The sequence below is a fragment of the Pseudomonas sp. JAI111 genome, from assembly GCF_024809425.1.
GTDB lineage: Bacteria > Pseudomonadota > Gammaproteobacteria > Pseudomonadales > Pseudomonadaceae > Aquipseudomonas.
Genome location: NZ_JANUCB010000003.1, coordinates 224,125 through 246,852 on the forward strand (window position 1 = coordinate 224,125; position 22,728 = coordinate 246,852).

Below are 22,728 nucleotides of genomic sequence, written 5' to 3' on the forward strand. Positions count from 1 at the left end.
TCGTCGAATGTTGTTTTTGTTGTTCGAAGGCCTGAGTCGGTGTTTAAGGTTGGCGGCTTCCCTCCTCACGCAACAGCGCCTGCAAGGTATCGAGGCGCGCACCGTCGAAGGCAATCACGGTGCCCTGCTCGAACACCCGGCGCGCCAGCCCGGTCAACACCGCACCGGGCGGCAGTTCGATCTGTAGACGTACGCCGCGCTCGTAGGCGCTTTGCACCGTGCCGCGCCAATCCACCACGCGGCACATGTTGAACGCCAGGTCGTCGCGCAAGGCGTCAATGTTGATGACGGGCCGGGCGCGACTGCCGCTCAGGTAACCCAGAGTCGGTGTTTTCAACTGCACGTTGGCGAAGGCTTCGGCCAGGGTTTTGGCCGGGGCATCCAACAAAGGACAATGCGACGGCACACTCACGGCCAGGCGCTTGGCCAGGCCAGCACCGCGACGTTTCGCCAACTGCGCGACGGCTGCCATCGCCCCATCGCTGCCGGCAATGACCACTTGGTTATCGGCGTTGATATTGGCCAGATACACCGGCCTATCGACACTGTGAACCTGCGCCAGTAAACCTTCCACGGTCGCCAGATCCAGGCCGATGATCGCGGTCATGCCGTAGCCCTGTGGATATGCCTGCTGCATCAGTTCGCCGCGCAGGCGCACCAGCAGTAATGCATCGCTGAAGCTCAATGCGCCTGCCACCACCGCCGCCGGATAGGCGCCGATGGACAATCCCGCGACGTAATCTGGTGCCATCGATAACTGGCGCGACGCCGCAACACCGGCAATCAACAGGCAGAGTTGAACCGCCCGTGTCGACTTCAACGCTTCGGCAGAATCCAGCAGCAACGCATCCTCGCCGAGCACCTCGCTCGCCTCGATCAATGTCTCACGAGGCAAACCGTGGAGCATGCCCGGCTGCTGCGCGCCTTGGCCGGGGAACACCAGCAAACTGCTCACGCTGCTTGCTCCTGCGGGTTCCACGGATCGATTACCAGACAGGCTTCGCCGGCTCTTTTCAGCAATACACGCGGCGCAGAACCGGCCCATTCACGCAGCGCGACGGCACCGAAAGGTGTTTGCAACTGCATGTCCACCGGGCACACAGCCGCCTCAAGCATTTTCAGCAGGTCCCGCGCCTGAGAACGCGCCAGCGGTTGCGGCGTGCGCAGGATCAAGTCCAGATCACTGCCCTCGTGCAGGGCTTGAATACCACTGGCCAGCTCAAAACCGGCGCTGCCGCTGACGCCCCACACCCAACCGCAGCCATCGAGCAGCGGCCGCAGTTGATGGAGGGCGTGTACGGCTGGCAAATCCCGATCAATCAAGACATGGCAAAGCGCTTCCGGTTTCACGCAGCGGGAAATCACATCGACTGACATCACCGTTGCATGGCGCTGCTCACGCAACCGCCCACGCACCCCGACCGCCACTTGCCCCTGCGCGCTCAACGCGCGCCGAACCACCACCGGCTGACCCGCACCGAGCGAGTCGATCACCCATGAAGGCGCGTGCGCAGGCAACTGCTCCGGAGTCATGCCCCAGAGCAGGTCGTGGGCCAGAAGCGTGTTCACCACTGCGCTCTCAGCAATTGGCGAACCGTGCTCGACGCTGCGCGATTGGTGGCGCCCAAGCGGCTGCTCAAGTCGCGACCGTTGGCGGCGACATCGTCAATCGCCAGGCTCAGGCATTCGGAAACCCGCGCCAGATCGGCCGATGTCGGTTGTTCGATCTGCTCCACCGACAAGGTTTCCCACAGCAGTCCAAGGCTGGCGTAGCTGTCGATGTCATAGGCCATCGGCGGCACGCTGGCGGCCAACACTTCAAGTTCCTCGACGCTGCGCAGCGTCACCCGCGCCGCCGACGCCTTGCCCATGGCATGCACCATCACACCCGGATCACGCAGCGCGATCAACCGATTGGCCTGATACCCGTGCGCCAGAAACGCGCCGGACATCGCCTTGCCCACCAGCAAACCGATCACCGCATGGCCGGCCAGTCGGGCGCGGGCATAGCTGTCCGCCGCACCGGCCAATGCCTGATGAATGCCGAGTGCTTCTTCGCGCCGACCGTAGGCCTGGCTCGGCACATCGACGATGGCGATCAAGGCGCGCTTGTGCGCTTTGTCAGCATCAGCGCTGATGACGTCATCCACCGCTTTGGCCAAGCCCCAGCCTTCCAGCAGCCCGACCTCGCCATTGCGCGCACGGACGAACCGGTTGTCAGGATCAGCCACCACGGCGATGAAGCGAACGGGCCGGTCACCCAACACGCCGTCAGCCACCTTCAACGAAGCCGGCAAACCCTCCACCGGTTTTGCCCCCGCACTCAAGGCGTTAAACCAGTTCAGGCCTCTCAGGGAATACGTGCTCATGAGCGCTCTCCTTGATACAGATCGCGAACCACTGACGGCTCGATTTGCGGTGCGGCGTCCAGACGGGCCAGCCGTTGCAGGTACAACTCGGCCTGACGACTGCGCTGTTGCACTGGCAAACCGCGCTTGAGCAATTGGCTGACCTGTTGCTGAACCTGCGCCACATCGTCGGCAACAAAACCATCCACTAAACCGCTGGCGAAACGTTGCTCGCCACCGGTCAGGCTCCAGATAAAAGGACGATCCCGGGAGTCGTATTCCTCAAGCCCGGCTTCCTGTTCGATCACTTGCGGACCGTTCAGGCCCAGACGCGCTTCCTGGGTCACCAGCAAATAGCTGCACAGCCCGGCAGCAATCGACATCCCGCCAAAGCAACCGACGCTGCCGGCGACCACGCCAACCACCGGTTGGTACTGGCGCAGATCGACAATCGCCGCATGAATATCGGCAATCGCCGCCAGCCCGAGATTGGCTTCCTGCAAGCGCACACCACCGGTTTCCAGCAGCAACACGGCGCGGGTCGGGATGCCGTTGCGGTTGTCTTCGGCGGCCAGTTCCAAGGCGCCGGCCATCTTCGCCCCGCCGACTTCGCCAAGGCTGCCGCCCTGGAACGCGCCTTCAATGGCGGCGATGACCACCGGCAAACCATCGATGCTGCCCTTGGCAATTACCACGCCGTCATCGGCCTGCGGCACCACGCCCTGACGCGACAGCCACGGCGACATGACCCGTTGAAACGGGTCGAGCAACTCGCGGTAGGTGCCGGCGTCGAGCAAGGCCTTGGCCCGTTGTCGGGCACCGAGTTCGACGAAGCTGTGTTTGTTGAGGAGTTCTGCATTGTCAGTCATGGCTGATCTCCTCGAAGCCTTGTTCCAGACGCAAACGCACCACGCCCGGGGTCGCGCCGAAATCGTGGATATCGATGGCCATCGCCGGCGGTGTCTGGCCGTCGAACATCCGCGTAAACAGATGCTGCCAGCGTTGTTCGGCGCCATTGACCGAGGTCTGCACCTTGATCGTCAGTGTGCCGGACTGACCCGGTTCGATCATCACTTCCAGATCGCCCGAGCCGACGCAGCCCACCAGCGTGCGGCCCCGTGATGGCTGACCAGCAGGAAATTCAAAGGATAAGGTTTCCATCAAAAAGCTCCCTGGATAACGCCGTCGCAGGACTCGATACGGTCGATGAACAGGCAGGCTGCGAGCAAGTCGGCAGCGCCGCCGGGCGAGGCATTCAATGCGATTAATTGTTGGTCCAGCTCATGCAGACGGCGGCGACCGGCGAGGCTGGCACTGCCGCCTGCGTCGAGCACGGCTTGAGCACCGAGTTGCATGGTGTGCAGGCCTTGCTCGCCCGCGCGGTAGAGCACGCAGGTGTCGGCCAGTTGGGTCATGATCGCCAGCAAGGCATCGAGCCGAGCGTTCTGTTCGCCGTGGCCGGAGGCGCGGCTGCGTTTGAGTTGTGGCAGCGCGCGTTGAATCACCGCCGGGAAACCCAGCTGTGCTTCTTCACGGGCACCGCGTGCACCATAACGTTGGGCGACCTGGGCACCGTGGCTCAAGGGACGTGGCGCGTAACGGTCGTCGAGCAAGGCCAGGCGTGCGGCGCGCAAAGCGACTGCGCTCGCGTCACTGGATTGAGGTTCCAGCGCGGCGCCAGTGACCAAAAGACCCAACGCCCAGATTGCTCCGCGATGGGTGTTCACGTCGCGGGTGGTGGCGAGCATCTCTTGCTCCCCGTCACGACCGATCTGTCCAATGGCTTCGCGCAATGGCAGACCGACCTCGCCAAATTCGATGGCAGCTTCGGCCATTTCCTTGAACGCTGGCCACAAGGACAGCGCCGAGGCGTGCATCAGTCCCAGGTGCAAATCGGTGTGCGCGCCATTGCCGCGACGGTCGACCAGCGCCGGTTTCGGCGACAGGTCTGCTTCGTCTATCAGCGCGTCCACGGCCATATCCGCCAGCCGTTCAGCCAGGGTGAGGGTTTTCGGTTGCAGGTTGAATGCGTGCATTACCAGCTCCTGAACTTGGCGGGCGGGTTGTAGAGACCGCCGGACCACTCGACCAGATCGGCCACGCTCTTGGCGGCGAGCAGTTCGCGGGTGGCATCGGTGCGGCGGATACCGAGGTCTTCGGGCAAGGCGATCAGGCCTTCGCGGCGCATGCGCGCGGTGTCTTTGGGGTTATGGCGCAGGCCGATGACCGTCACACCGGCGACCGCGGCGATCATCGCCTGGCGCTCTTCCAGCGAACGCGCCTTGTACAGGTAGGCGATGCCTTCTTCGGTCAGCAGGTGAGTGACGTCGTCGCCGTAGACCATGATCGGCGCCAGCGGCATGCCGCTTTTTTTCGCCACGTCGATGGCATCGAGGGTTTCGACGAAGGTCGGCTTACCGCCCTCCTGGAAGGTCTCGACCATTTGCACCACAAGTTTTTTACCGCGTTCGAGCATCGGTTCGGCCACGTCGGTGTGGCGCATGTCGAGCCAGGCCGGGGTGCTGTGACGGCGACCGCGCGGGTCGTGGCCCATGTTCGGCGCCCCGCCGAAACCGGCCAGGCGCCCGCGTGTCACGGTGGAGGAATGGCCATCGCCATCGACTTGCAGGGTCGCACCGATGAACAGGTCCACCGCGTATTGCCCGGCGAGCTGACTGAACATCCGGTTGGAGCGCAGCGAGCCATCGCGCCCGGTGAAAAACACATCCGGCCGCGCCGCGATGTAGTTTTCCATCCCCAGTTCGGTGCCGAAGCAATGCACGCTTTCGACCCAGCCACTTTCGATGGCCGGGATCAGGGTCGGGTGCGGATTGAGGGTCCAGTTGCGGCAGATCTTGCCTTTGAGGCCCAGGGATTCGCCGTAGGTCGGCAGGATCAATTCAATGGCGGCGGTGTTGAAACCGATGCCGTGGTTCAACGACTGGACGTTGTGTTTTTCATAGATCCCACGGATCGCCATCATCGCCATCAACACGTGCACAGGCTTGATGTGGCGTGGGTCGCGGGTGAACAGCGGCTCGATGTAGAACGGCTTGTCGGCCACCACCACGAAATCAACCCAGGATGCGGGGATGTCGACGCGAGGCAGGTCGCTGACATCGTCCACCAATTGGTTGACCTGAACGATGACGATGCCGTCGCTGAAGGCCGCCGGTTCAATCAATGCCGGGGTGTCTTCGGTGCTGGGGCCGGTGTAGATGTTGCCGGCGCGGTCGGCCATGAAACCGGCCGAAAGCACGACGTTGGGGATCAGGTCCACCACCAGCCGCGCATAGAGTTCGATGTACGTGTGAATCGCGCCGATTTCCAGCAGGCCGTCTTCCAGCAACTGGCTGATGCGCAGGCTCTGGGTGCCGGCGAAGGAGAAGTCGAGCTTGCGGGCAATGCCGCGCTCGAACAGGTCCAGGTGCTCGGAGCGACCGACGCTGGGCATGATCATGTGCAGGTCATGCAGCTTGGCCGGATCGGCCTTGACCAGGGAGCGAGAGAGGAAATCCGCCTGCTTCTGGTTATTGCCCTCCAGCACCACACGGTCGCCGGGCAGGATCAATGCCTCCAGCGCGGCGACTATTTTGTCGGTGGGCAACACCACACCGTCGGCCAGATCCCGCACAAGCGCCATACGCCGCTGCTTTTCGCTGCGCCGCCGCGTCCATCGCGAGTCGGGGGATATTGTTGTTGTCATGACCACTCCACGGGTTCGCTGTCGTGGGTGTCACCTTAGGAGCGTTGGGTGGACGGCATCAATCAAGCACAGAGACAGATCGTTACGCTTGGAGTAATGGTTGACTGGGCTGACGCCATCGCGAGCAGGCTCGCTCCCACATTGGATCTGCGGCGCCCACAAACCCCTGTGGGAGCGAGCCTGCTCGCGATGAGGCCCTAACAATCGCCGCAGTGTTCAGTGAGAGAGTGCAATGATCGATCAGTCCCAAAAAAGGACCGATCGGTCCCTTTTTGGGACTCTTCAACTTTCGCCGGCCGATCGGTTTTTTTGTCATGATCGTTCCCACGCTCTGCGTGGGAATGCAGCCCGGGACGCTCTGCGTCCCATCCAGAGCCGAACGCGGAGCGTCCGTTGAGGCATTCCCACGCAGAGCGTGGGAACGATCAGTGGGCTAACCCCGCTTTAACAAGCAATTCCTCCAACGCCAGCAAATCCGGCACCTTGGCCACTTGCTCCCCGACCTGCACCGCCGCCTGTTCCAACGGACACAACGGCACGTCCACATAGCTCAACTGGCTGTCGAGTTTGTAGGAGCGTGGAATCCCTTGCACCAGCAACGCGATGAATTTCAGCTCCGGTCGTCCACCGAGGGCATTGAGAATGACGATTCGTGCCCGTTCGCCGATGACGATTTTCTGGTCGCATGCCGACTCGAAACTGAGCAGCGGAATCTGCCGATCTCGCCACTGCACCAGCCCCAGGTACCACGGCGGTGTATCCAGATCGAACGCCCCCGGCTGATAGTCGATCAACTCCGCCACCGCGACGTTGGGCAGGATCAGGTTGCGGTCGGCCAGAGGCAACAGCAGACCGGTGAGGTTGCTGGTGCGTTGTTCATGCATGGGTTTTGCTCCATAGGGCAATGCTTTCGAGCAGCACCGATTCCTGGTACGGCTTGCCGAGGTAGTCGTTGACGCCGATGGCCATGGCGCGGTCGCGGTGTTTCTGCCCGGTGCGCGAGGTGATCATGATGATCGGCAGGTGTTGTAATCGTTCATCAGCGCGCACCTGAGTCGCCACTTCGAAGCCGTCCATGCGTGGCATTTCGATGTCCAGCAGCATCACGTCGGGCATGTGTTCCTGGAGCAGCAGCATGGCGTCGACACCGTCCTTGGCCGTCAGCACGTTCATGCCGTGACGTTCGAGCAGACGACTGGTGACCTTGCGCACCGTGACCGAATCGTCGACCACCAGCACCAGCAGCGGTTTATGCGGTTCGACCTCGACATCTTCCGACATTGGCCGTTGTGGCACGCGCGCCTGCATGGCGCGGATTGGCGCCAACAAGTCGAGAATCAGCACCACCCGCCCGTCCCCCAGAATCGTTGCCCCGGACAAACCCTGCACCGCGGCAAACTGCGGACCGAGACTTTTCACCACGATCTCGCGGGTTCCGGCCATGGCGTCGACATGCACGGCGATGTGCCGTTCGTTGCATTGCACCAGCAATACCGGCAGCGGCAGGCTCTGGCCCAGCAATTTCGGGCGTGTGCTTGTTTTCAGCAATTCACCCAGGTAGCAAAGCTCATACGTTTGCCCGGCGTATTGGTAGGTCGGTGGATCGAGCCGGTAATGGCCTTCGAGTTCGTTGGGCAGCACGCGAACAATGCCGTCGATGGTGTTGAGTGGAATCGCGTACAGGTCATCCAGGCACTGCACCATCAGGGCCCGGTTGACCGAGACGGTGAACGGCAGACGGATGCGAAAGTGCACGCCCTGGCCAGGCACCGAATCGATGCTCATGGTGCCGCCGAGCTGCCGGACTTCTTCGTGAACCACGTCCATGCCCACGCCACGCCCGGATATCTGGGTGATTTTCTCGGCGGTGGAGAACCCCGGCTGCAGGATGAATTGCAGCACGTCGTGGTCGCTGAGATCGGCGTCCGGCGCCAGCAACCCGCGTTTGATTGCCTTGCGCCGCACAGCTTCCAGCGGCACACCGGCGCCGTCGTCGCGGATGTCGAAAATGATGTCGCCGCCTTCTCGGGACAGGTCGAGGGTGATGCGGCCTTGAGCTGGTTTGCCGGCCGCAATCCGCGCCTCGGTCGATTCCAGGCCGTGGTCCACGGCGTTACGTAGCATGTGTTCCAGCGGCGCGGCCATGCGCTCAAGCACGTTGCGGTCCATCTCGCCTTCGGCGTTGCCGACCACAAACTCGACGTCTTTGCCCAGCTCACTGGAGACTTGGCGCACGATGCGTTTCAGGCGCGGCAGCATGCGTTCGAACGGCACCATGCGCGTGCGCATCAGGCCTTCCTGCAATTCGGTGTTGATGCGGCCCTGCTGTTGCAGCAGGTTTTCCGCGTCCTGATTGCGTCGATCGAGGGTTTCCTTGAGGTCGAGCAGGTCGGAAGCAGACTCGAAAAGCGCCCGCGACAGTTGCTGCAACTGCGAGTGACGGTCCATTTCCAGCGGGTCGAATTCTTCGTAGCCCAGGCGTTCGGCATCGACTTGCTGACGACTGAGAATTCGTCCCTGGGTTTCGGTATCGAGCCGGCGCAGTTGATCGCGCATGCGCTCGATAGTGGTTTCCATCTCGTTCAGGGCCACCCGCGCATCGTTGACCTGCTGTTCGATACGGCCACGGAAGATCGATGTTTCACCGGCCAGGTTGACCAGGTCGTCGAGCAGTTCTGCCGAGACCTTGACCATGTCCGCGCCCGCCTCGCTCAGTGGCGAGGCGGTCTCGGCCTTGGGTATGGCGACGGGCGCCACCACTGGCGTATCGAGAACAGCGGGATGACTGAAGTTCTTGATCGCATCGATCAACTGATCGGCCGGTGGCAGAGGTTGCCCGGCGCGCGTGGCATCGAGCATTTGTGCCAGTCGGTCGTGACTGCTTTGCAGGAGGGAAAACAGCGCCGGGGTCGGTTGCAGCACGCCAGCGGACAGGCCTTCGTAAAGAAACTCGAGCTCATGGGCCAAGTCGCCGATGGGGGCAATTTCCACCATCCGCGCGCCCCCCTTGAGCGTGTGCAGATCGCGCAGCAGGGTTTCCACCTCCTGGCGGTTGGTCGGTTCGGCTTGCCAGCGCACCAGTGCCGCGCCCGAGTTTTCGATGATGTCGAAACCTTCCTCGAGAAAGATCTCCAGCAGCTCGGGGTCATGGCCGGGCGAGTCGTTGGCCGGCGCGGGATGCGCCGCTTCGGCACCGATGACGTTGCCTTGTCGGAACGTGCGAATCGCCTCGATCAGATCGTCCGGGGCACTCAGCGTGTGCTGGTTCTGCAGTTGATCAAGCAGCACCGCGAGCCGGTCATGGCTCTGTTGCAGCAGCTGCGCAAGGGTTTCACTGTGACTGTAACGGCGGTCCACCAAGCCTTCGTAAAGACTTTCCAGTTCATGGGCCAGATCGCCGACCGGCTCGACCTCGGCCATCCTCGCGCCGCCCTTGAGGGTGTGCAAATCCCGCTGCAAGGATGACAACGGCGCGGCGTTGTCCGGATCGCCCAGCCAGCGCTGCAAGGCCTGGCCAGCACTCTCGAGGATATCCACCGCTTCTTCGAGGAAGATCGAAACAATCTCATCGTCCAGCTCGACCTGAGTCGCCGTCTGTTGCAGTTCGGCGGTGGCGCTGCCGAGTTCGCGAATGCTCAGCGTACGGCTGCCATCGCTGCGGATCAGGCCCATGGACGACGGATCAAGGCTTTCATCGAGCAAGCCGCGCAAGGCCCGGATGCGTTCCGGTTGCGGACTGACTTCCTGGCCGGCGGCCAGTTCGTCGAGCATGTTGATCAGCGCTTCATGGGCACTTTGCGCCTCATGGAAAAACCGCTCACTGACCGCCAGGCTGCTCTCTTCCACCGCGCCGTACAGGTCGAGCAAGGCTTCGCAGAGTTCATCTACCGGATGCAGATCGGCCAGGTGTGCGCCTTCGCCCAAGGTGGTCAATTCGTCGAGCAACGCGCTGAGTTCCTGACGCTCGCCGGGGTGTTGTTGCCAGCGTTGCAACAGGCTCTCGGCGTCCAGCAGGATGTCCATGCCCTGGGCCAGGAAGTTATTGATCAGCTGCGGATCACGCTTGGTGCGTTGTGCCGTGCTCGGCGCCTTCAAGAGCGCTTCCAGGCGTTCGGCGAGCAACGATTTTGTGCGTTCGATCAACGAAGGAGCGCCCGCAATCTCGGCCAGCGGATCATCCTTGAGTTGCCGCAGCCCGAGGCGGAACAACCCTTCGGCTTCCAACAGCAACTCGACTTCATCCAGATCGAGGGCGATCAGGTGGGCTTTGTATTCACGGGCCAGTTGATCCAAGGGTGTGGCCAGTTCGGCAATCGGCAACACGCCGGCCATCGAGGCGCTGCCCTTCAAGGTGTGCAGCGCCCGCTGCAACTCGTCGCTGGCCTGCAACGGCACATGCTCGGCGGCCTGATCGAGGAAGCGGTTGAGGCTGGCGAGATGGGTTTCGGCTTCCTTACGGAAGATCTCCAGCAACAGCGGATCGAGGGCCGCGACGTCCTGGGTATCTTCATCGCTGGCAGGCGTCTCGCCCTTGGCGAGGGCGTGGGCGCGAGCAGCCAGATGGTCGACTTCGTTGCTTTGGCGCTGGGCGTTGGCGGCGAATTCGGCCACCAGTTTCGGCAGCAGCTTCAATGCATCGCCAAGCAGTTGCTGGACAGCAGGGCCAGGCGCAACGCTGTGCTCCAGCACGCGGTTGAGCAGGTTTTCCATCGCCCAGGCCAGCTCGCCCAGCACCAGCGCGCGCACCATCCGGCCACTGCCTTTCAAGGTGTGGAATGCCCGGCGCAATTCACTCAAGGCGGCCTGATCGTCGGGATTGGCCACCCAGCGCGGCAGGTAATCCCGGAGGACTTCCAGCACTTCATCGGTTTCTTCGAGGAACACTTCGCGCAGTTCATCGTCCACCGGCTCCTCACCGGCGGGCGGCGGCAACAGGCTGCCGGGAATGTTCAGCGCGGGCGGATTGACCGACGATACCGGGCTGGCCAGGACATCGGCGAGCGACTTGACGGTGTCGGGATCATCCAGCGCCTGCAAGTCCTGCATGACCTGGGCTTCAGTCGGGCTGAGCACGTCTTCGAGCATCGGCACGTGCTGTTCGCTGGGGAAAAACCCGAGTGAGGCCAGGCTTTTTTCCGCCACGTCGAGCAGTTGTTCGCCCGGCGCTTCGGGGTCGTCGCTCAGCCGCTCAAGGTAATACTCGATGCTGGTGATAACGTCAGCGAGGCTGTCCAGTTCCTGCCAACCGGGCTGGCCCGGTTCCAGCAGCAGATGCTCGCGGATGAAGTGATTGCAGGTTTCGATCAGGCTCGCCGCACGGCTCAGCGGAATCATCGACAGCGCGCCGCGCACTTGGGTCAGCAACGCCGGCAATGCCTGCAACTGCTGGCGGTCCCAGTCGGCGTCGATGTAGTCGACGATCATGTCCTTGGCCTGTTGCAGGCAGATGCGGGCTTCCTTGATCACAATCTGATGGATCTGCGTCAGGTCGATGGTCGGCAGGTGACTGTCTTCCTGGCTTTCCGGCTCGACGGTGCCGACCATGCCGGCCAGCGTTGCTTCGACGTAGAGCAAGGCCCCGGCGACGTCCATGAGGATGGCGTCGTTGGGTTCGCGCTGGCCCTGTGCGAGGCTCAGCACCACCGCCAGTTGATCGATGATGACTTTGCGCGGCTGGCCGAAACCCAGCACCGCCAGGGTGTCGGCGATTTGCCGCAGCGGCGCCAGCAGGTTGCCAAGGTCCGAGGTGTGCTGGCGGTCGCTGCGCACGAACAGGTCCAGGTGTTCCTTGACCCGCACCAGTTCTTCACAGAGCGCGGCCAGGACCGAGCGCATGGCGTCGCGGTCGGGGCCGGCCAGGCGTGCGCGTTCTTCGTCGACCATTGCACTGTCAGGCAGCGCGTCGTCCAGTCCGTAGCGATCTTTCATGGTCAGCATCTGCCCGGTGGGGTGTTCGGCTTTGGCAATGTAGAACAGCAAACTTTTAAGCAGCTCCGGCGGTGCCGGCTGATTGATTGCGCTCATGCCTTGTTCAAGCAGGCGCTTGAGTTCTTTGTCGGCGTCCTTGAACAGGCTGCGCAAGGCCGGACTGTTGGCGATCGCGCCGGCGCGCATGCCTTCGACCAGCGCCGAGGCAACGTGCCATAACGGGCTCAGCGGCGCATCGGCGCACAGCCCTTCCAGGCGTGAAAAAACCTTGGCCAGGTAATCGAGGTTGGTCTCGCCATCCTGCTCACGCAGCAATCCAACCAGGGCCATCTGCAACATTTGTCGCAACTTGCGCAGCACATTTGGCAAATCCGCCGGTTCCAGCAGTGCCAGCGATTCTTCGCCGAGCGGCGGCAGGTCCGGCAACTGCGGGCTGAACAGACTGGTTTCCGATAACAGGCTTTCGCCCCGGGCGCTGCGCAGGTCATTGATCAACGGCAGCACGACCAAGGGCAAATCGCGGCGCGCGCCTTGGACCCGGTCGAGGTAGATCGGCAGTTGTCCGAGTGCTTGCATCAACAGATGGATCGCCTCGTCGCGATGGCCGACGCGGTTGTTCAGCAAGGCGCTCGTCAGTTGCTCCATCTCTTCGGCGAGCAAGGCCGCGCCGTAGAACTCGACCATCTGCAAACTGCCGTGAACCTGGTGGATGCACGCCAGGCAATCGCTCAGCATGTGCGTCGCCTGAGGGTCATCCAGCAGGTTTTCGATAGCCTGATGAGCCACTTTCAGCGTTTCGGCAATCTCGCCTTTGACCCATTCAAGGGCCACATAGTCGTGCCGATCACCCATAACCACTCCAAATCACTGCTCTACTCAAGAAAAAGCATTCGCCCAGCGGCGCTTCACACTTTGTCCGCAGCCTGCACCTTGGCGGCCGGCAACGTGAAACCGGACACCGAACGCCGCAGCTGGCTGGCCATTTTCGCCAGATTACCGATGCTTTCGGCGGTGGCGGTAGAACCCGACGAGGTCTGCGTGGTGATCTGCTGGATCACGTTCATCGTCAGGGAAATCTGCCCCGCCGAAGACGTCTGCTGCTGCGCCGCGTTGGAAATACTCTGGATCAGCGCCGCCAGGGTCTTGGACACGCCTTCGATTTCTTCCAGGGCCACTCCGGCATCGTGCGCCAGACGCGCGCCACGCACCACTTCGGTGGTGGTTTGCTCCATCGAAATGACCGCTTCGTTGGTGTCAGCCTGAATCGCCCGCACCAGGGTTTCGATCTGCCGGGTCGCGGCGGACGAGCGCTCGGCCAGGCGCTGCACTTCGTCGGCCACCACCGCAAAACCACGCCCGGCGTCACCGGCCATGGAAGCCTGAATGGCCGCGTTGAGCGCGAGGATGTTGGTCTGGTCGGCAATGTCGTCAATCAAGCTGACAATATCGCCAATTTCCTGAGAAGACTCGCCAAGACGCTTGATGCGTTTGGCGGTGTCCTGGATCTGCTCGCGAATGTTGTCCATACCGTGGATGGTGTTGTGCACCACCTCGTTGCCCTTGTTGGCAATTTCCACCGAGCGCTCGGCCACCGCCGAGGATTCGGCGGCGTTGGCCGACACTTGGTCGATGGACTGGGCCATGTCGTTGATCGCGGTGGACGCTTCGCTGATCTGTTGCGCCTGATGCTCCGACGCCTGGGCCAGGTGCATGGCGGTGGCCTGGGTTTCCTGCACGGCGGCGGCCACCTGGCCGGCGGTGAGGTTGATGGTCGCGACCAGATCGCGCAGTTGATCGACGGAATAGTTGATCGAGTCGGCGATGGTCCCGGTGAAGTCTTCGGTCACCGAGGCGGTGACGGTCAGGTCGCCGTCGGCCAGATCCTCGATCTCGTCGAGCAGGCGCATGATCGCGGTCTGGTTGCGCTCGTTCTTTTCCGCGGTTTCACGCAGCTGGCGATTGGTTTCGCGCACCATCACCAGGCCGATGAGGATGATCGACATCAGCGCCAGCAGGCCCAGCACGTAGCCGCCGAGGGTATCGGTGTCGCGCCCGCCGGCCAGGTTCTCGAACCCGGTGGCCAGGTGCGAGGCTTCGTCAAGCAGGGTTTGCGACAGGGTAAAGATATTGGTCGCCGATTCACGAACCTTGAACAGCTCCGGCGAGGTTTCGAGGATTTCATCCACAGAGCCGGAGACAAACTCGAACAGCTCGGAAATCTCGGTCAGGCGAGCGCGCGCATCGCGGTCTTCGACCTGGCTGACCCGCAATGCCGCATTGCCCTGGAGCATGCCGTTGAGCACCTGACCGAATCGCGCGGCGTCACGACCGAACGCGTCGGCGGCCTGCTGCGAGTTTTCATCGCCGGACAGTACGGTGTTGACCGCGCCGAGAATACGTTCGGCGAGCAACGACTGACGCTGGGCCATGGCCACCTGAGCCGCCGGCGCGCCCCGTTGCAGGAGGATTTCGACGACTTTTTCGTACTCGACCTGCAACTGCGGCACGGTTTCGGCCAGCGTCGCGGCGACCTGGTGCAGCGACAGCACGGTCTGCTCACTGGAGAGAATCGCATCGGTGTTTTTCAGCAGGCGCTCCCAGTCCTGCTGCACGGCGCGCATTTCCGGGCGCACGGTGGACGGTGCTGGCGGCAGGCCGGTGGCCGGGTCGCCCTTCTTCAGGTAACCCCAGCGCTGGGCAAAATCGTTGCGCGCATCGCTGAGCAACTTGAACGCTGCAGCCTTGCCGGCGGCGGCTTCAGTGGCGTTCTTGGCAATGCGCTGGGACAGCACGCGCAGCTCGCCGGCGTGGCCGATGTACTGTTTGTCGTACGAGGCTTGCGTATTGAGGTAAGCGAAGTTGGCGAACAGCAGCATGATGAAGATGATCAGCGCGATGAACAGCACGATGATCTGCGAGCGGCTGCGCGATGCTTCCGGCTTGCCTGTTGTTGTTTTGATCATCGGTCCTCGCCTGTTAACCAACCTTTAGAACCCACCGAAGATCCCGTGTGGGACTGTAGGACTGTAGGGGTTATACCGCCACATGCATAAAGCTCTGCGATTGCGCCAACGCAAACGGGCTGAACACCTGCCAATCCTGCTCGCGCTGAAACCGGCCTTTGATGAACGGTGCTATCGGGCCGCTCAAGTTCGCTGCCGGCTCCAGGCTGTCCTGGTCAAAGTGCTGCAAGCCGACGACTTCATCGACCAGCAACCCGGCAAACACCTCGTTATGTTCTACCACCAACACGCGACGTTGTTTGCGCACCGCTGACAGTTCATGGCTGGCGTCATTACCCGCGAAGAAACCACACAAGTCCATGATCGGCAGCAATCGCCCGCGCAAGTTGGCCACGCCCCTGACCCAGGGTTTCACCCCAGGAAGCTGAGTGAAACGCGGTTCATGCAGGACCTCGCTGACTTCGCCCATCGGCGCCACGTACCAGGCCTCGCCCAGGCGAAACCCGATACCGCTCCAGCGGTCCTGTCGGGTCGGCTGCGACGGCAAATCCGCCGCCAGCAGGCGACAGCGCTGATCAATCTGCAGCAGCCGTTCGAACGCCGTCAGCGACTCGGTCATGACGGGGCGATCAATCGGGCAATACGTTGTTCAGGGTTTTGATCAGGGTGTCTTCGTCGACCGGTTTGGTCAGGTAGTCCCTGGCGCCTTGGCGCGTGCCCCAGACCTTGTCGGTTTCCTGATCCTTGGTGGTGATGATGATCACCGGAATGTGCCCGGTTTCCGGGTCTTTGGTCAGCTGGCGGGTCGCCTGGAAGCCATTGAGGCCGGGCATGACGATGTCCATCAGGACCGCGTCCGGTTTTTCCTGACGAGCCAGGGCCACGCCGTCGGCGCCGTTTTCGGCTTTCAACACTTCATGACCGTGCTTTTCCAGCATGCCGGTCAGTTTGTACATTTCGGTCGGCGAGTCATCGACGATCAGAATACGTGCCATGGTCTTCCCCATTCTTGTCGACGCCGGACCCACTGGCCGAACGTCACTGTGAGTGTCCTACTGCGGCAAAACGGCGGCAAAGCCCGGAACATGGGCCTGGATCGCGTTCAGCAGTTCTTCCTTGCTGAAAGGCTTGGTCAAAAACTGGTCGGAGCCGACAATGCGCCCCTTGGCCTTGTCGAACAGCCCGTCCTTGGACGACAGCATAATCACTGGCGTGGACTTGAACGCACTGTTGTTCTTGATTAAAGCGCAGGTCTGATAGCCATCCAGACGCGGCATCATGATGTCGACAAAGATAATGCCGGGGTGATTGTCGGCAATCTTGGCCAGGGCATCGAAACCGTCGATGGCCGTGATGACTTCACACCCCACATTCTTCAACAGCGTTTCGGCGGTACGGCGAATCGTTTTCGAATCGTCGATCACCATGACCTTCAAGGCGCTGGAATGCTGTTCCATAAATGCTCTACCGTCGCCTTTGCGAATCAATTTGTCCGTTTACGGATCTTCGGTGGCTCGAAACCCTTGATACTCAAGGGCCAGCATGACATGGCAGCCTTTTTAGCACAGTCTCCCACTCCAATCTATCGGGGGACCGGCACCGTGGTTTTTCCTTGACCGGGAACACCGTGGGCGCCAATCTGACGCCACTTTTTCGTGTCCATTCGGACCACCCTATTTCGAGGAAACACCCATGAGCGTTCGCGTCGGGATTGTCATGGACCCTATCGCCAGCATTTCCTATAAAAAGGATAGCTCGCTGGCCATGCTGCTGGCCGCGCAGAAGCGCGGCTGGGAACTGTTCTATATGGAACAGGCCGATTTGTACCAGGCCGAGGGCGAAGCCCGGGCGCGGATGCGTCCGCTGAAAGTGTTCGCCGATCCGCAAAAATGGTTCGAACTGGAAGCCGAGACCGACGCCCTGTTGAGCGATCTGGACGTGATCCTGATGCGCAAGGATCCGCCGTTCGACATGGAATTCGTCTACTCCACTTATCTGCTCGAACAAGCCGAGCGCGCAGGCGTACTGGTGGTCAACAAGCCGCAGAGCCTGCGCGACTGCAACGAAAAGCTGTTCGCCACGTTGTTCCCGCAGTGCACGCCGCCGACCATCGTCAGCCGTCGCCCGGACGTACTGCGCGAGTTCGCCGATCACCACGGTGATGTGATCCTCAAACCGCTGGACGGCATGGGCGGTTCGTCGATCTTCCGTCACACCGCCGGTCACCCGAACCTGTCGGTGATCCTTGAAACCCTGACCTTGCATGGCAAGCAGCAGATCATGATCCAGGGTTACCTGCCGGCGATCGTCGACGGCGACAAACGCATCCTGATGATCGACGGCGAGCCGGTGGATTACTGCCTGGCGCGGATTCCGGCGGCGGGTGAAACCCGTGGCAACCTCGCAGCCGGTGGCCGTGGCGAAGCCCGCCCACTGACCGAGAAGGATCGCTGGATCGCCGCGCAAGTCGGCCCGACCCTGCGTGAAAAAGGCCTGCTGTTCGTCGGTCTGGACGTGATCGGTGAGCACCTGACGGAGATCAACGTCACCAGCCCGACCTGCATTCGCGAGATTGATAATGCCTTCGGCACCGACATCGGTGGGCTGCTGATGGATGCGATCGAGAAGAAGCTGCAAGCTGCAAGCCTCAAGCCGCAAACTTGAAATACGCGACATACAGCTTGTCGCTTCAAACTTGTAGCTTGAAGCTAAAAACCAACATTGCGTTATCATGCCGGGCTTGTAAAAACGCGATGTTGGTTTTTTTCTGATGACACTCCCGTCCGATCTTCCCGTTGAACTCGCCCATCGTGGCGTGCGCCCGGCCGATCGCCTCGGATTTACCCTTTTTCTCGCGGCGCTGATTCACCTGGCCTTGCTGTTGGGCGTCGGCTTTACGATGGTCGAACCCAAGCAGATCAGCAAAACCCTGGAAATCACCCTCGCCACCTTCAAAAGCGAAAAGAAGCCTGCGAAAGCCGATTTCCTTGCCCAGGAAAATCAGGAAGGCAGCGGCACCCTGGATAAAAAGGCCATTCCCAAGACCACCGAGGTCGCGCCTTTCCAGGACAACAAGGTGCAAAAAGTCACCCCACCGCCAGCCGCCAAGCCTGAAGTGCAGGAAGCGCCGCCCAAGGCAGCCGTGACGACCGTCGCGCCGAAGCCGAAAAAAGCCGCCGCCAAGACCGAAGAGGTCAAACCCCAGACCAAACCCGCCGTGGCCGCGCCGACGTTCGACAGTGAACAGCTGTCCAGCGACATCGCCAGCCTGGAAGCGGAACTGGCCAACGAACAGCAGCTATACGCCAAGCGCCCGCGCATTCACCGCCTGAGCGCGGCCTCGACCATGCGTGACAAGGGTGCCTGGTATAAAGACGAATGGCGCAAGAAGGTCGAGCGCATCGGCAACCTGAACTACCCCGACGAGGCGCGGCGCAAGCAGATCTATGGCAATTTGCGACTGATGGTCTCGATCAACCGCGACGGCTCGCTGTATGAAGTGTTGGTGCTCGAATCCTCCGGGCAACCGCTGCTGGATCAGGCGGCCCAGCGTATTGTGCGACTGGCGGCACCGTTTTCACCGTTTACCGGGGATTTGTCGGATATCGACCGTCTGGAAATCATCCGTACGTGGAAGTTTGCCCCTGGGGACAGGCTTTCCAGTAACTGACCACCGCAAAACCCCTTGTGGGAGCGGGCTTGCTCGCGATAGCGGTCTTATATTCGACATCAATGCTGAATGTAAATCCGTCATCGCGAGCAAGCTCGCTCCCACATTTGATCTGCGTCGACTACCGAATTGGGGCATTTCCTGTGCATCCCCAGCTTGTCAGTTTGCCCCTCCAACGCCACACTAGCGCACATGAAGAACGTCAGCCCCAGCTACCTCAAGCATCACTTCCTGATCGCCATGCCTCACATGGCCGACCCGAACTTTGCGCACACCTTGACCTACATCGTCGAGCACACGGCCAATGGCGCCATGGGGCTGGTGGTCAACCGTCCGCAAGACTTGAATCTGGCCGATATCCTCGAGCAACTGCGCCCCGATATCGAACCGCCGACGCTCTGCCAGCATGTGCCGATCTTCATCGGCGGCCCGGTGCAGACCGATCGCGGTTTTGTCCTGCACCCCTCTGGCAAGACGTTTCAGGCGACCGTTGATCTGGAGGGCGATCTTTCCTTGTCGACCTCCCAGGACGTGCTGTTCGCCATTGCCGATGGCGTCGGCCCGCCGAAAAGCCTGATTGCCCTCGGTTATGCCGGCTGGGAAGCCGGACAACTGGAGGCCGAGCTGGCACAGAACGCCTGGCTGACTTGCCCGTTCGATGCCGCCATCCTGTTCAACACCAGCAGCGAACTTCGCCTGGAAGCAGCGGCCAAGCGCCTCGGCGTCAACCTCAGCCTGCTCACCAGTCAGGCGGGGCACGCCTGATGGCCCTGCGCCTGATTCTGGGTTTCGACTACGGCACCAAACAGATCGGCGTGGCGGTCGGCCAGGTAATTACCGGCCAGGCCCGCGAACTGTGCACCTTGAAGGCGCAAAACGGGATTCCCGACTGGAATCAGGTCGAAGCGCTGATCAAGGAATGGAAACCCGATGCCGTGGTGGTCGGCTTGCCGCTGAACATGGACGGCACGCCCAGCGACATGTGCCTGCGAGCCGAGAAATTCGCCCGCCGCTTGAACGGCCGCTACAACCTGCCCTTCTATACCCACGATGAGCGCCTGACCACGTTCGAAGCCAAGGGCGAGCGCCGTGATCGCGGCGGGCAAAAGGGCAGTTACCGCGACAACCCGGTCGATGCCATCGCCGCGGCCCTGCTGCTGCAAGGCTGGCTCGACGAAAACAGCGCGCTGTTCGAGTCCTGACCGCATCTAATTCTGAAGGGCCGCCGCAAGCGACTCTCTATAGCGACAACCCGAGCCATCACTCAAGCAACATCCGGCTCGGGCCCAAGAAGGAGCAACCATGAGCCTGCCCAATCCCGCCGAACTGATCAGCCAGATGGCGATCCGTCTCAAGGCATACCTGGAACACCGTGGCATCAGCGCACCGCGTTACATCGGTATTCGCACCGGTGGCGTCTGGGTCGCCCAGGCGTTGCTCGATGAACTGGGCAGCGATGCGCCGCTCGGCACCCTGGACGTGTCCTTCTATCGTGACGACTTCAGCCAGAACGGCCTGCACCCGCAAGTACGCCCCTCGGCGTTGCCGTTCGAGATCGAAGGCCAGCACCTGGTGCTGATCGACGACGTGTTGATGAGCGGTCGCACCATCCGCGCCGCGATGAATGAACTGTTCGACTACGGCCGCCCGGCCAGCGTGACGCTGGTGTGCCTGCTGGATCTGGACGCTGGCGAACTGCCGATCCGTCCCAACGTGGTCGGGGCGACGTTGTCGCTGGCAGCTCACGAACGCGTGAAGCTGTCCGGCCCCGAACTGAAGCTCGAACTGCAAGACCTCGCCCTTTAATTCGCCCTATTGAGAGTCCCCCTCGCGATGACGCCTCTACACACCAAGCGCCCGCTGCAGCTCAATGATCAGGGCCAGCTGCGCCACTTCCTCTCGCTCGACGGTTTGCGCCGCGAGCTGCTGACGGAAATCCTCGACACCGCCGACTCGTTCCTCGAAGTCGGCGCCCGGGCGGTGAAGAAGGTCCCGTTGCTGCGCGGCAAGACCGTGTGCAACGTGTTCTTCGAAAACTCCACCCGCACCCGCACCACCTTCGAGCTGGCAGCCCAACGGCTCTCGGCCGACGTGATCACCCTGAACGTGTCGACGTCGTCGGCGAGCAAGGGCGAAACCCTGCTCGACACCTTGCGCAACCTCGAAGCGATGGCTGCCGACATGTTCGTCGTGCGTCACGGTGATTCAGGCGCGGCGCATTTCATTGCCGAGCATGTCTGCCCGCAAGTGGCGATCATCAACGGCGGCGATGGCCGTCACGCGCACCCGACCCAAGGCATGCTCGACATGCTGACCATCCGTCGGCACAAGGGTGGCTTCGAAAACCTCTCGGTAGCCATCGTCGGCGACATCCTGCACTCACGCGTCGCGCGCTCGAACATGCTCGCGCTGAAAACCCTGGGTTGCCCGGACATCCGCGTGATCGCGCCAAAAACCCTGCTGCCGATCGGCATCGAGCAATACGGCGTGAAGGTGTACACCGACATGACCGAAGGCCTGAAAGATGTCGACGTGGTGATCATGTTGCGCCTGCAACGTGAGCGCATGGCCGGCGGCCTGCTGCCGAGCGAAGGTGAGTTCTATCGCTTGTTCGGCCTCACCACCGCACGCCTGGCCGGGGCCAAGCCGGACTGCATCGTCATGCACCCGGGACCGATCAACCGTGGGGTGGAAATTGAGTCGGCGGTGGCCGACGGTCCGCATTCGGTGATCCTCAACCAGGTGACCTACGGCATCGCCATTCGTATGGCCGTGCTGTCGATGGCCATGAGCGGGCAAACTGCCCAGCGCCAATTTGAGCAGGAGAACGCCCAGTGAAGCTCAGCATTCTCGGCGCCCGTGTTATCGATCCTGCCAGCGGCCTGGATCAAGTGACTGATATCCATGTTGAAGCCTGCAAGATCGTCGCCCTGGGCGCCGCTCCGGCCGGTTTTGTCCCCATCGACACCATTGATGCCAAAGGTCTGGTGGCAGCCCCGGGTCTGGTTGACCTGAACGTCGCCCTGCGTGAGCCGGGCTACAGCCGCAAAGGCTCGATTGTCAGTGAAACCCGCGCCGCCGCAGCCGGTGGCGTGACCAGCCTGTGCTGCCCGCCGAAAACCAAGCCGGTGCTGGACACCTCGGCGGTGGCCGAACTGATCCTCGACCGCGCTCGCGAAGCCGGCAACACCAAAGTCTTCCCGGTTGGCGCACTGAGCAAAGGCCTGGACGGCGAGCAACTGGCCGAGCTGGTCGCCTTGCGCGATGCCGGTTGCGTGGCTTTCGGCAACGGTCTGGAGAGCTTCCGCAATACCCGCACGCTGTGCCGGGCGCTGGAATACGCAGCGACGTTCGACCTCACGGTGATTTTCAATTCGCAGGACCATGACCTGGCCGAAGGCGGTTTGGCTCACGAAGGCCCGACCGCCAGCTTCCTCGGTTTGCCGGGCATTCCGGAAACGGCGGAAACCGTGGCCCTGGCCCGGGACCTGCTGCTGGTCGAGCAAAGCGGCGTGCGCGCGCACTTCAGCCAGCTCACCAGCGCGCGCGGTGTGGCGCTGATTGCTCAGGCTCAGGCTCGCGGTTTGCCGGTGACTGCCGATGTGGCGCTGTATCAGCTGATCCTGACCGACGAAGCACTGATCGACTTCAGCAGCCTCTATCACGTCCAGCCGCCGCTGCGCACTCGCGCTGACCGCGACGGCCTGCGTGCAGCCGTGAAGTCCGGGGTTGTGTCCGCGATCTCCAGCCATCACCAGCCGCACGAACGGGATGCCAAGCTGGCCCCGTTCGGCGCGACCGAGCCGGGCATCAGCAGTGTTGAACTGTTGCTGCCGCTGGCGATGACGCTGGTGGAGGATGGTTTGCTGGACTTGCCGACGTTGCTCGCACGCTTGAGCGCCGGGCCTGCCGAGGCGTTGCGCCTGCCTGCGGGCAAGTTGGCGGTAGGTGGGCCGGCGGACATCGTGCTGTTCGACCCTGCGGCGTCGACCATTGCCGGTGAAACCTGGCTGTCCAAGGGCGAGAACTGCCCGTTCATTGGCCATAGCCTGCCAGGTGTGGTGCGTTACACCCTGGTGGATGGGCGGATCAGCCACCAGGCGTAAGACCGCG

20 protein-coding genes are annotated in these 22,728 nt (G+C 62.1%); 7 read left to right on the forward strand and 13 right to left on the reverse strand.

All coding sequences use genetic code 11. The features are described 5' to 3' along the window. Positions 1-43 precede the first annotated feature (43 nt). The 13 genes from mdcH to pilG form a co-directional block, all read right to left on the reverse strand. Positions 44-955: a malonate decarboxylase subunit epsilon gene (gene mdcH, locus HNR03_RS11925; RefSeq protein WP_259153727.1), complete on the reverse strand. Its 912-nt coding sequence runs from the start codon at positions 953-955 to the stop codon at positions 44-46. Continuing rightward, complete coding sequence (locus HNR03_RS11930; protein ID WP_259153728.1) at positions 952-1,572, reverse strand: malonate decarboxylase holo-ACP synthase; 621 nt, start codon at positions 1,570-1,572, stop codon at positions 952-954. The genes mdcH and HNR03_RS11930 overlap by 4 nt, the downstream gene beginning before the upstream one ends. Next, entirely contained in the window at positions 1,566-2,369 is an 804-nt protein-coding gene (gene mdcE / locus HNR03_RS11935; RefSeq protein ID WP_259153729.1) for a biotin-independent malonate decarboxylase subunit gamma, read from the reverse strand. Before mdcE ends, HNR03_RS11930 begins: the two co-directional genes overlap by 7 nt. Beyond that, positions 2,366-3,217, reverse strand: coding sequence for a biotin-independent malonate decarboxylase subunit beta (locus tag HNR03_RS11940; protein ID WP_259153730.1), 852 nt, complete (start codon positions 3,215-3,217; stop codon positions 2,366-2,368). Before HNR03_RS11940 ends, mdcE begins: the two co-directional genes overlap by 4 nt. After that, complete coding sequence (locus tag HNR03_RS11945; RefSeq protein ID WP_259153731.1) at positions 3,210-3,509, reverse strand: malonate decarboxylase subunit delta; 300 nt, start codon at positions 3,507-3,509, stop codon at positions 3,210-3,212. Before HNR03_RS11945 ends, HNR03_RS11940 begins: the two co-directional genes overlap by 8 nt. After that, entirely contained in the window at positions 3,509-4,384 is an 876-nt protein-coding gene (locus HNR03_RS11950; protein WP_259153732.1) for a triphosphoribosyl-dephospho-CoA synthase, read from the reverse strand. Before HNR03_RS11950 ends, HNR03_RS11945 begins: the two co-directional genes overlap by 1 nt. Beyond that, positions 4,384-6,054 carry a malonate decarboxylase subunit alpha gene (gene mdcA / locus HNR03_RS11955; protein ID WP_259153733.1) on the reverse strand — a complete coding sequence of 557 codons (1,671 nt, stop codon included), beginning with the start codon at positions 6,052-6,054 and terminating at the stop codon, positions 4,384-4,386. The genes HNR03_RS11950 and mdcA overlap by 1 nt, the downstream gene beginning before the upstream one ends. 425 nt (positions 6,055-6,479) lie before the next feature. Continuing rightward, positions 6,480-6,938 carry a chemotaxis protein CheW gene (locus HNR03_RS11960; RefSeq protein ID WP_259153734.1) on the reverse strand — a complete coding sequence of 153 codons (459 nt, stop codon included), beginning with the start codon at positions 6,936-6,938 and terminating at the stop codon, positions 6,480-6,482. Continuing rightward, positions 6,931-12,834, reverse strand: a complete 5,904-nt coding sequence (locus tag HNR03_RS11965) for an Hpt domain-containing protein (protein WP_259153735.1) — start codon at positions 12,832-12,834, stop codon at positions 6,931-6,933. Before HNR03_RS11965 ends, HNR03_RS11960 begins: the two co-directional genes overlap by 8 nt. A 53-nt stretch (positions 12,835-12,887) precedes the next feature. Continuing rightward, positions 12,888-14,945, reverse strand: a complete 2,058-nt coding sequence (locus HNR03_RS11970; RefSeq protein WP_222588832.1) for a methyl-accepting chemotaxis protein — start codon at positions 14,943-14,945, stop codon at positions 12,888-12,890. A gap of 70 nt (positions 14,946-15,015) precedes the next feature. After that, positions 15,016-15,564, reverse strand: a complete 549-nt coding sequence (locus HNR03_RS11975; protein ID WP_259153736.1) for a chemotaxis protein CheW — start codon at positions 15,562-15,564, stop codon at positions 15,016-15,018. Between the two features lie 10 nt (positions 15,565-15,574). After that, complete coding sequence (gene pilH / locus HNR03_RS11980) at positions 15,575-15,940, reverse strand: twitching motility response regulator PilH (protein WP_222588834.1); 366 nt, start codon at positions 15,938-15,940, stop codon at positions 15,575-15,577. A gap of 57 nt (positions 15,941-15,997) precedes the next feature. After that, positions 15,998-16,402: a twitching motility response regulator PilG gene (gene pilG / locus HNR03_RS11985; protein ID WP_008152601.1), complete on the reverse strand. Its 405-nt coding sequence runs from the start codon at positions 16,400-16,402 to the stop codon at positions 15,998-16,000. Positions 16,403-16,637: 235 nt separating this feature from the next. Here pilG and gshB point away from each other — a divergent pair, with 235 nt between their 5' ends. The 7 genes from gshB (at position 16,638) to HNR03_RS12020 (ending at position 22,721) form a co-directional block, all read left to right on the forward strand. Then, positions 16,638-17,609: a glutathione synthase gene (gene gshB, locus HNR03_RS11990; RefSeq protein ID WP_222588835.1), complete on the forward strand. Its 972-nt coding sequence runs from the start codon at positions 16,638-16,640 to the stop codon at positions 17,607-17,609. 106 nt (positions 17,610-17,715) lie between these two features. Continuing rightward, complete coding sequence (locus HNR03_RS11995; RefSeq protein WP_222588836.1) at positions 17,716-18,615, forward strand: energy transducer TonB; 900 nt, start codon at positions 17,716-17,718, stop codon at positions 18,613-18,615. Between the two features lie 192 nt (positions 18,616-18,807). Next, entirely contained in the window at positions 18,808-19,380 is a 573-nt protein-coding gene (locus HNR03_RS12000; RefSeq protein ID WP_090178629.1) for a YqgE/AlgH family protein, read from the forward strand. Beyond that, positions 19,380-19,817 carry a Holliday junction resolvase RuvX gene (gene ruvX, locus HNR03_RS12005; RefSeq protein WP_090178626.1) on the forward strand — a complete coding sequence of 146 codons (438 nt, stop codon included), beginning with the start codon at positions 19,380-19,382 and terminating at the stop codon, positions 19,815-19,817. The genes HNR03_RS12000 and ruvX overlap by 1 nt, the downstream gene beginning before the upstream one ends. Positions 19,818-19,917: 100 nt before the next feature. Further along, a complete protein-coding gene (gene pyrR, locus HNR03_RS12010) occupies positions 19,918-20,421 on the forward strand; it encodes a bifunctional pyr operon transcriptional regulator/uracil phosphoribosyltransferase PyrR (protein ID WP_259153737.1) in 504 nt (167 codons plus the stop codon). Between the two features lie 27 nt (positions 20,422-20,448). Then, the gene (locus HNR03_RS12015) at positions 20,449-21,453 is read left to right on the forward strand and encodes an aspartate carbamoyltransferase catalytic subunit (protein WP_222588839.1); all 1,005 of its coding nucleotides are present in this window, start codon (positions 20,449-20,451) and stop codon (positions 21,451-21,453) included. Continuing rightward, positions 21,450-22,721: a dihydroorotase gene (locus tag HNR03_RS12020; RefSeq protein ID WP_259153738.1), complete on the forward strand. Its 1,272-nt coding sequence runs from the start codon at positions 21,450-21,452 to the stop codon at positions 22,719-22,721. The genes HNR03_RS12015 and HNR03_RS12020 overlap by 4 nt, the downstream gene beginning before the upstream one ends. Positions 22,722-22,728: the final 7 nt, after the last annotated feature.

Bases quoted from the DNA above. Each gene is read 5' to 3' on its own strand.
- HNR03_RS12015 (WP_222588839.1), top strand. From the start codon at position 20,449: ATGACGCCTCTACACACCAAGCGCCCGCTGCAGCTCAATGATCAGGGC.
- HNR03_RS11945 (WP_259153731.1), bottom strand. From the start codon at position 3,509: ATGGAAACCTTATCCTTTGAATTTCCTGCTGGTCAGCCATCACGGGGC.
- HNR03_RS11950 (WP_259153732.1), bottom strand. From the start codon at position 4,384: ATGCACGCATTCAACCTGCAACCGAAAACCCTCACCCTGGCTGAACGG.
- mdcE (WP_259153729.1), bottom strand. From the start codon at position 2,369: ATGAGCACGTATTCCCTGAGAGGCCTGAACTGGTTTAACGCCTTGAGT.
- HNR03_RS11960 (WP_259153734.1), bottom strand. From the start codon at position 6,938: ATGCATGAACAACGCACCAGCAACCTCACCGGTCTGCTGTTGCCTCTG.
- HNR03_RS12000 (WP_090178629.1), top strand. From the start codon at position 18,808: ATGAAGAACGTCAGCCCCAGCTACCTCAAGCATCACTTCCTGATCGCC.
- HNR03_RS11940 (WP_259153730.1), bottom strand. From the start codon at position 3,217: ATGACTGACAATGCAGAACTCCTCAACAAACACAGCTTCGTCGAACTC.
- HNR03_RS11995 (WP_222588836.1), top strand. From the start codon at position 17,716: ATGACACTCCCGTCCGATCTTCCCGTTGAACTCGCCCATCGTGGCGTG.
- gshB (WP_222588835.1), top strand. From the start codon at position 16,638: ATGAGCGTTCGCGTCGGGATTGTCATGGACCCTATCGCCAGCATTTCC.
- HNR03_RS11965 (WP_259153735.1), bottom strand. From the start codon at position 12,834: ATGGGTGATCGGCACGACTATGTGGCCCTTGAATGGGTCAAAGGCGAG.
- ruvX (WP_090178626.1), top strand. From the start codon at position 19,380: ATGGCCCTGCGCCTGATTCTGGGTTTCGACTACGGCACCAAACAGATC.
- HNR03_RS11975 (WP_259153736.1), bottom strand. From the start codon at position 15,564: ATGACCGAGTCGCTGACGGCGTTCGAACGGCTGCTGCAGATTGATCAG.
- pilG (WP_008152601.1), bottom strand. From the start codon at position 16,402: ATGGAACAGCATTCCAGCGCCTTGAAGGTCATGGTGATCGACGATTCG.
- pyrR (WP_259153737.1), top strand. From the start codon at position 19,918: ATGAGCCTGCCCAATCCCGCCGAACTGATCAGCCAGATGGCGATCCGT.
- mdcA (WP_259153733.1), bottom strand. From the start codon at position 6,054: ATGACAACAACAATATCCCCCGACTCGCGATGGACGCGGCGGCGCAGC.
- HNR03_RS11970 (WP_222588832.1), bottom strand. From the start codon at position 14,945: ATGATCAAAACAACAACAGGCAAGCCGGAAGCATCGCGCAGCCGCTCG.
- pilH (WP_222588834.1), bottom strand. From the start codon at position 15,940: ATGGCACGTATTCTGATCGTCGATGACTCGCCGACCGAAATGTACAAA.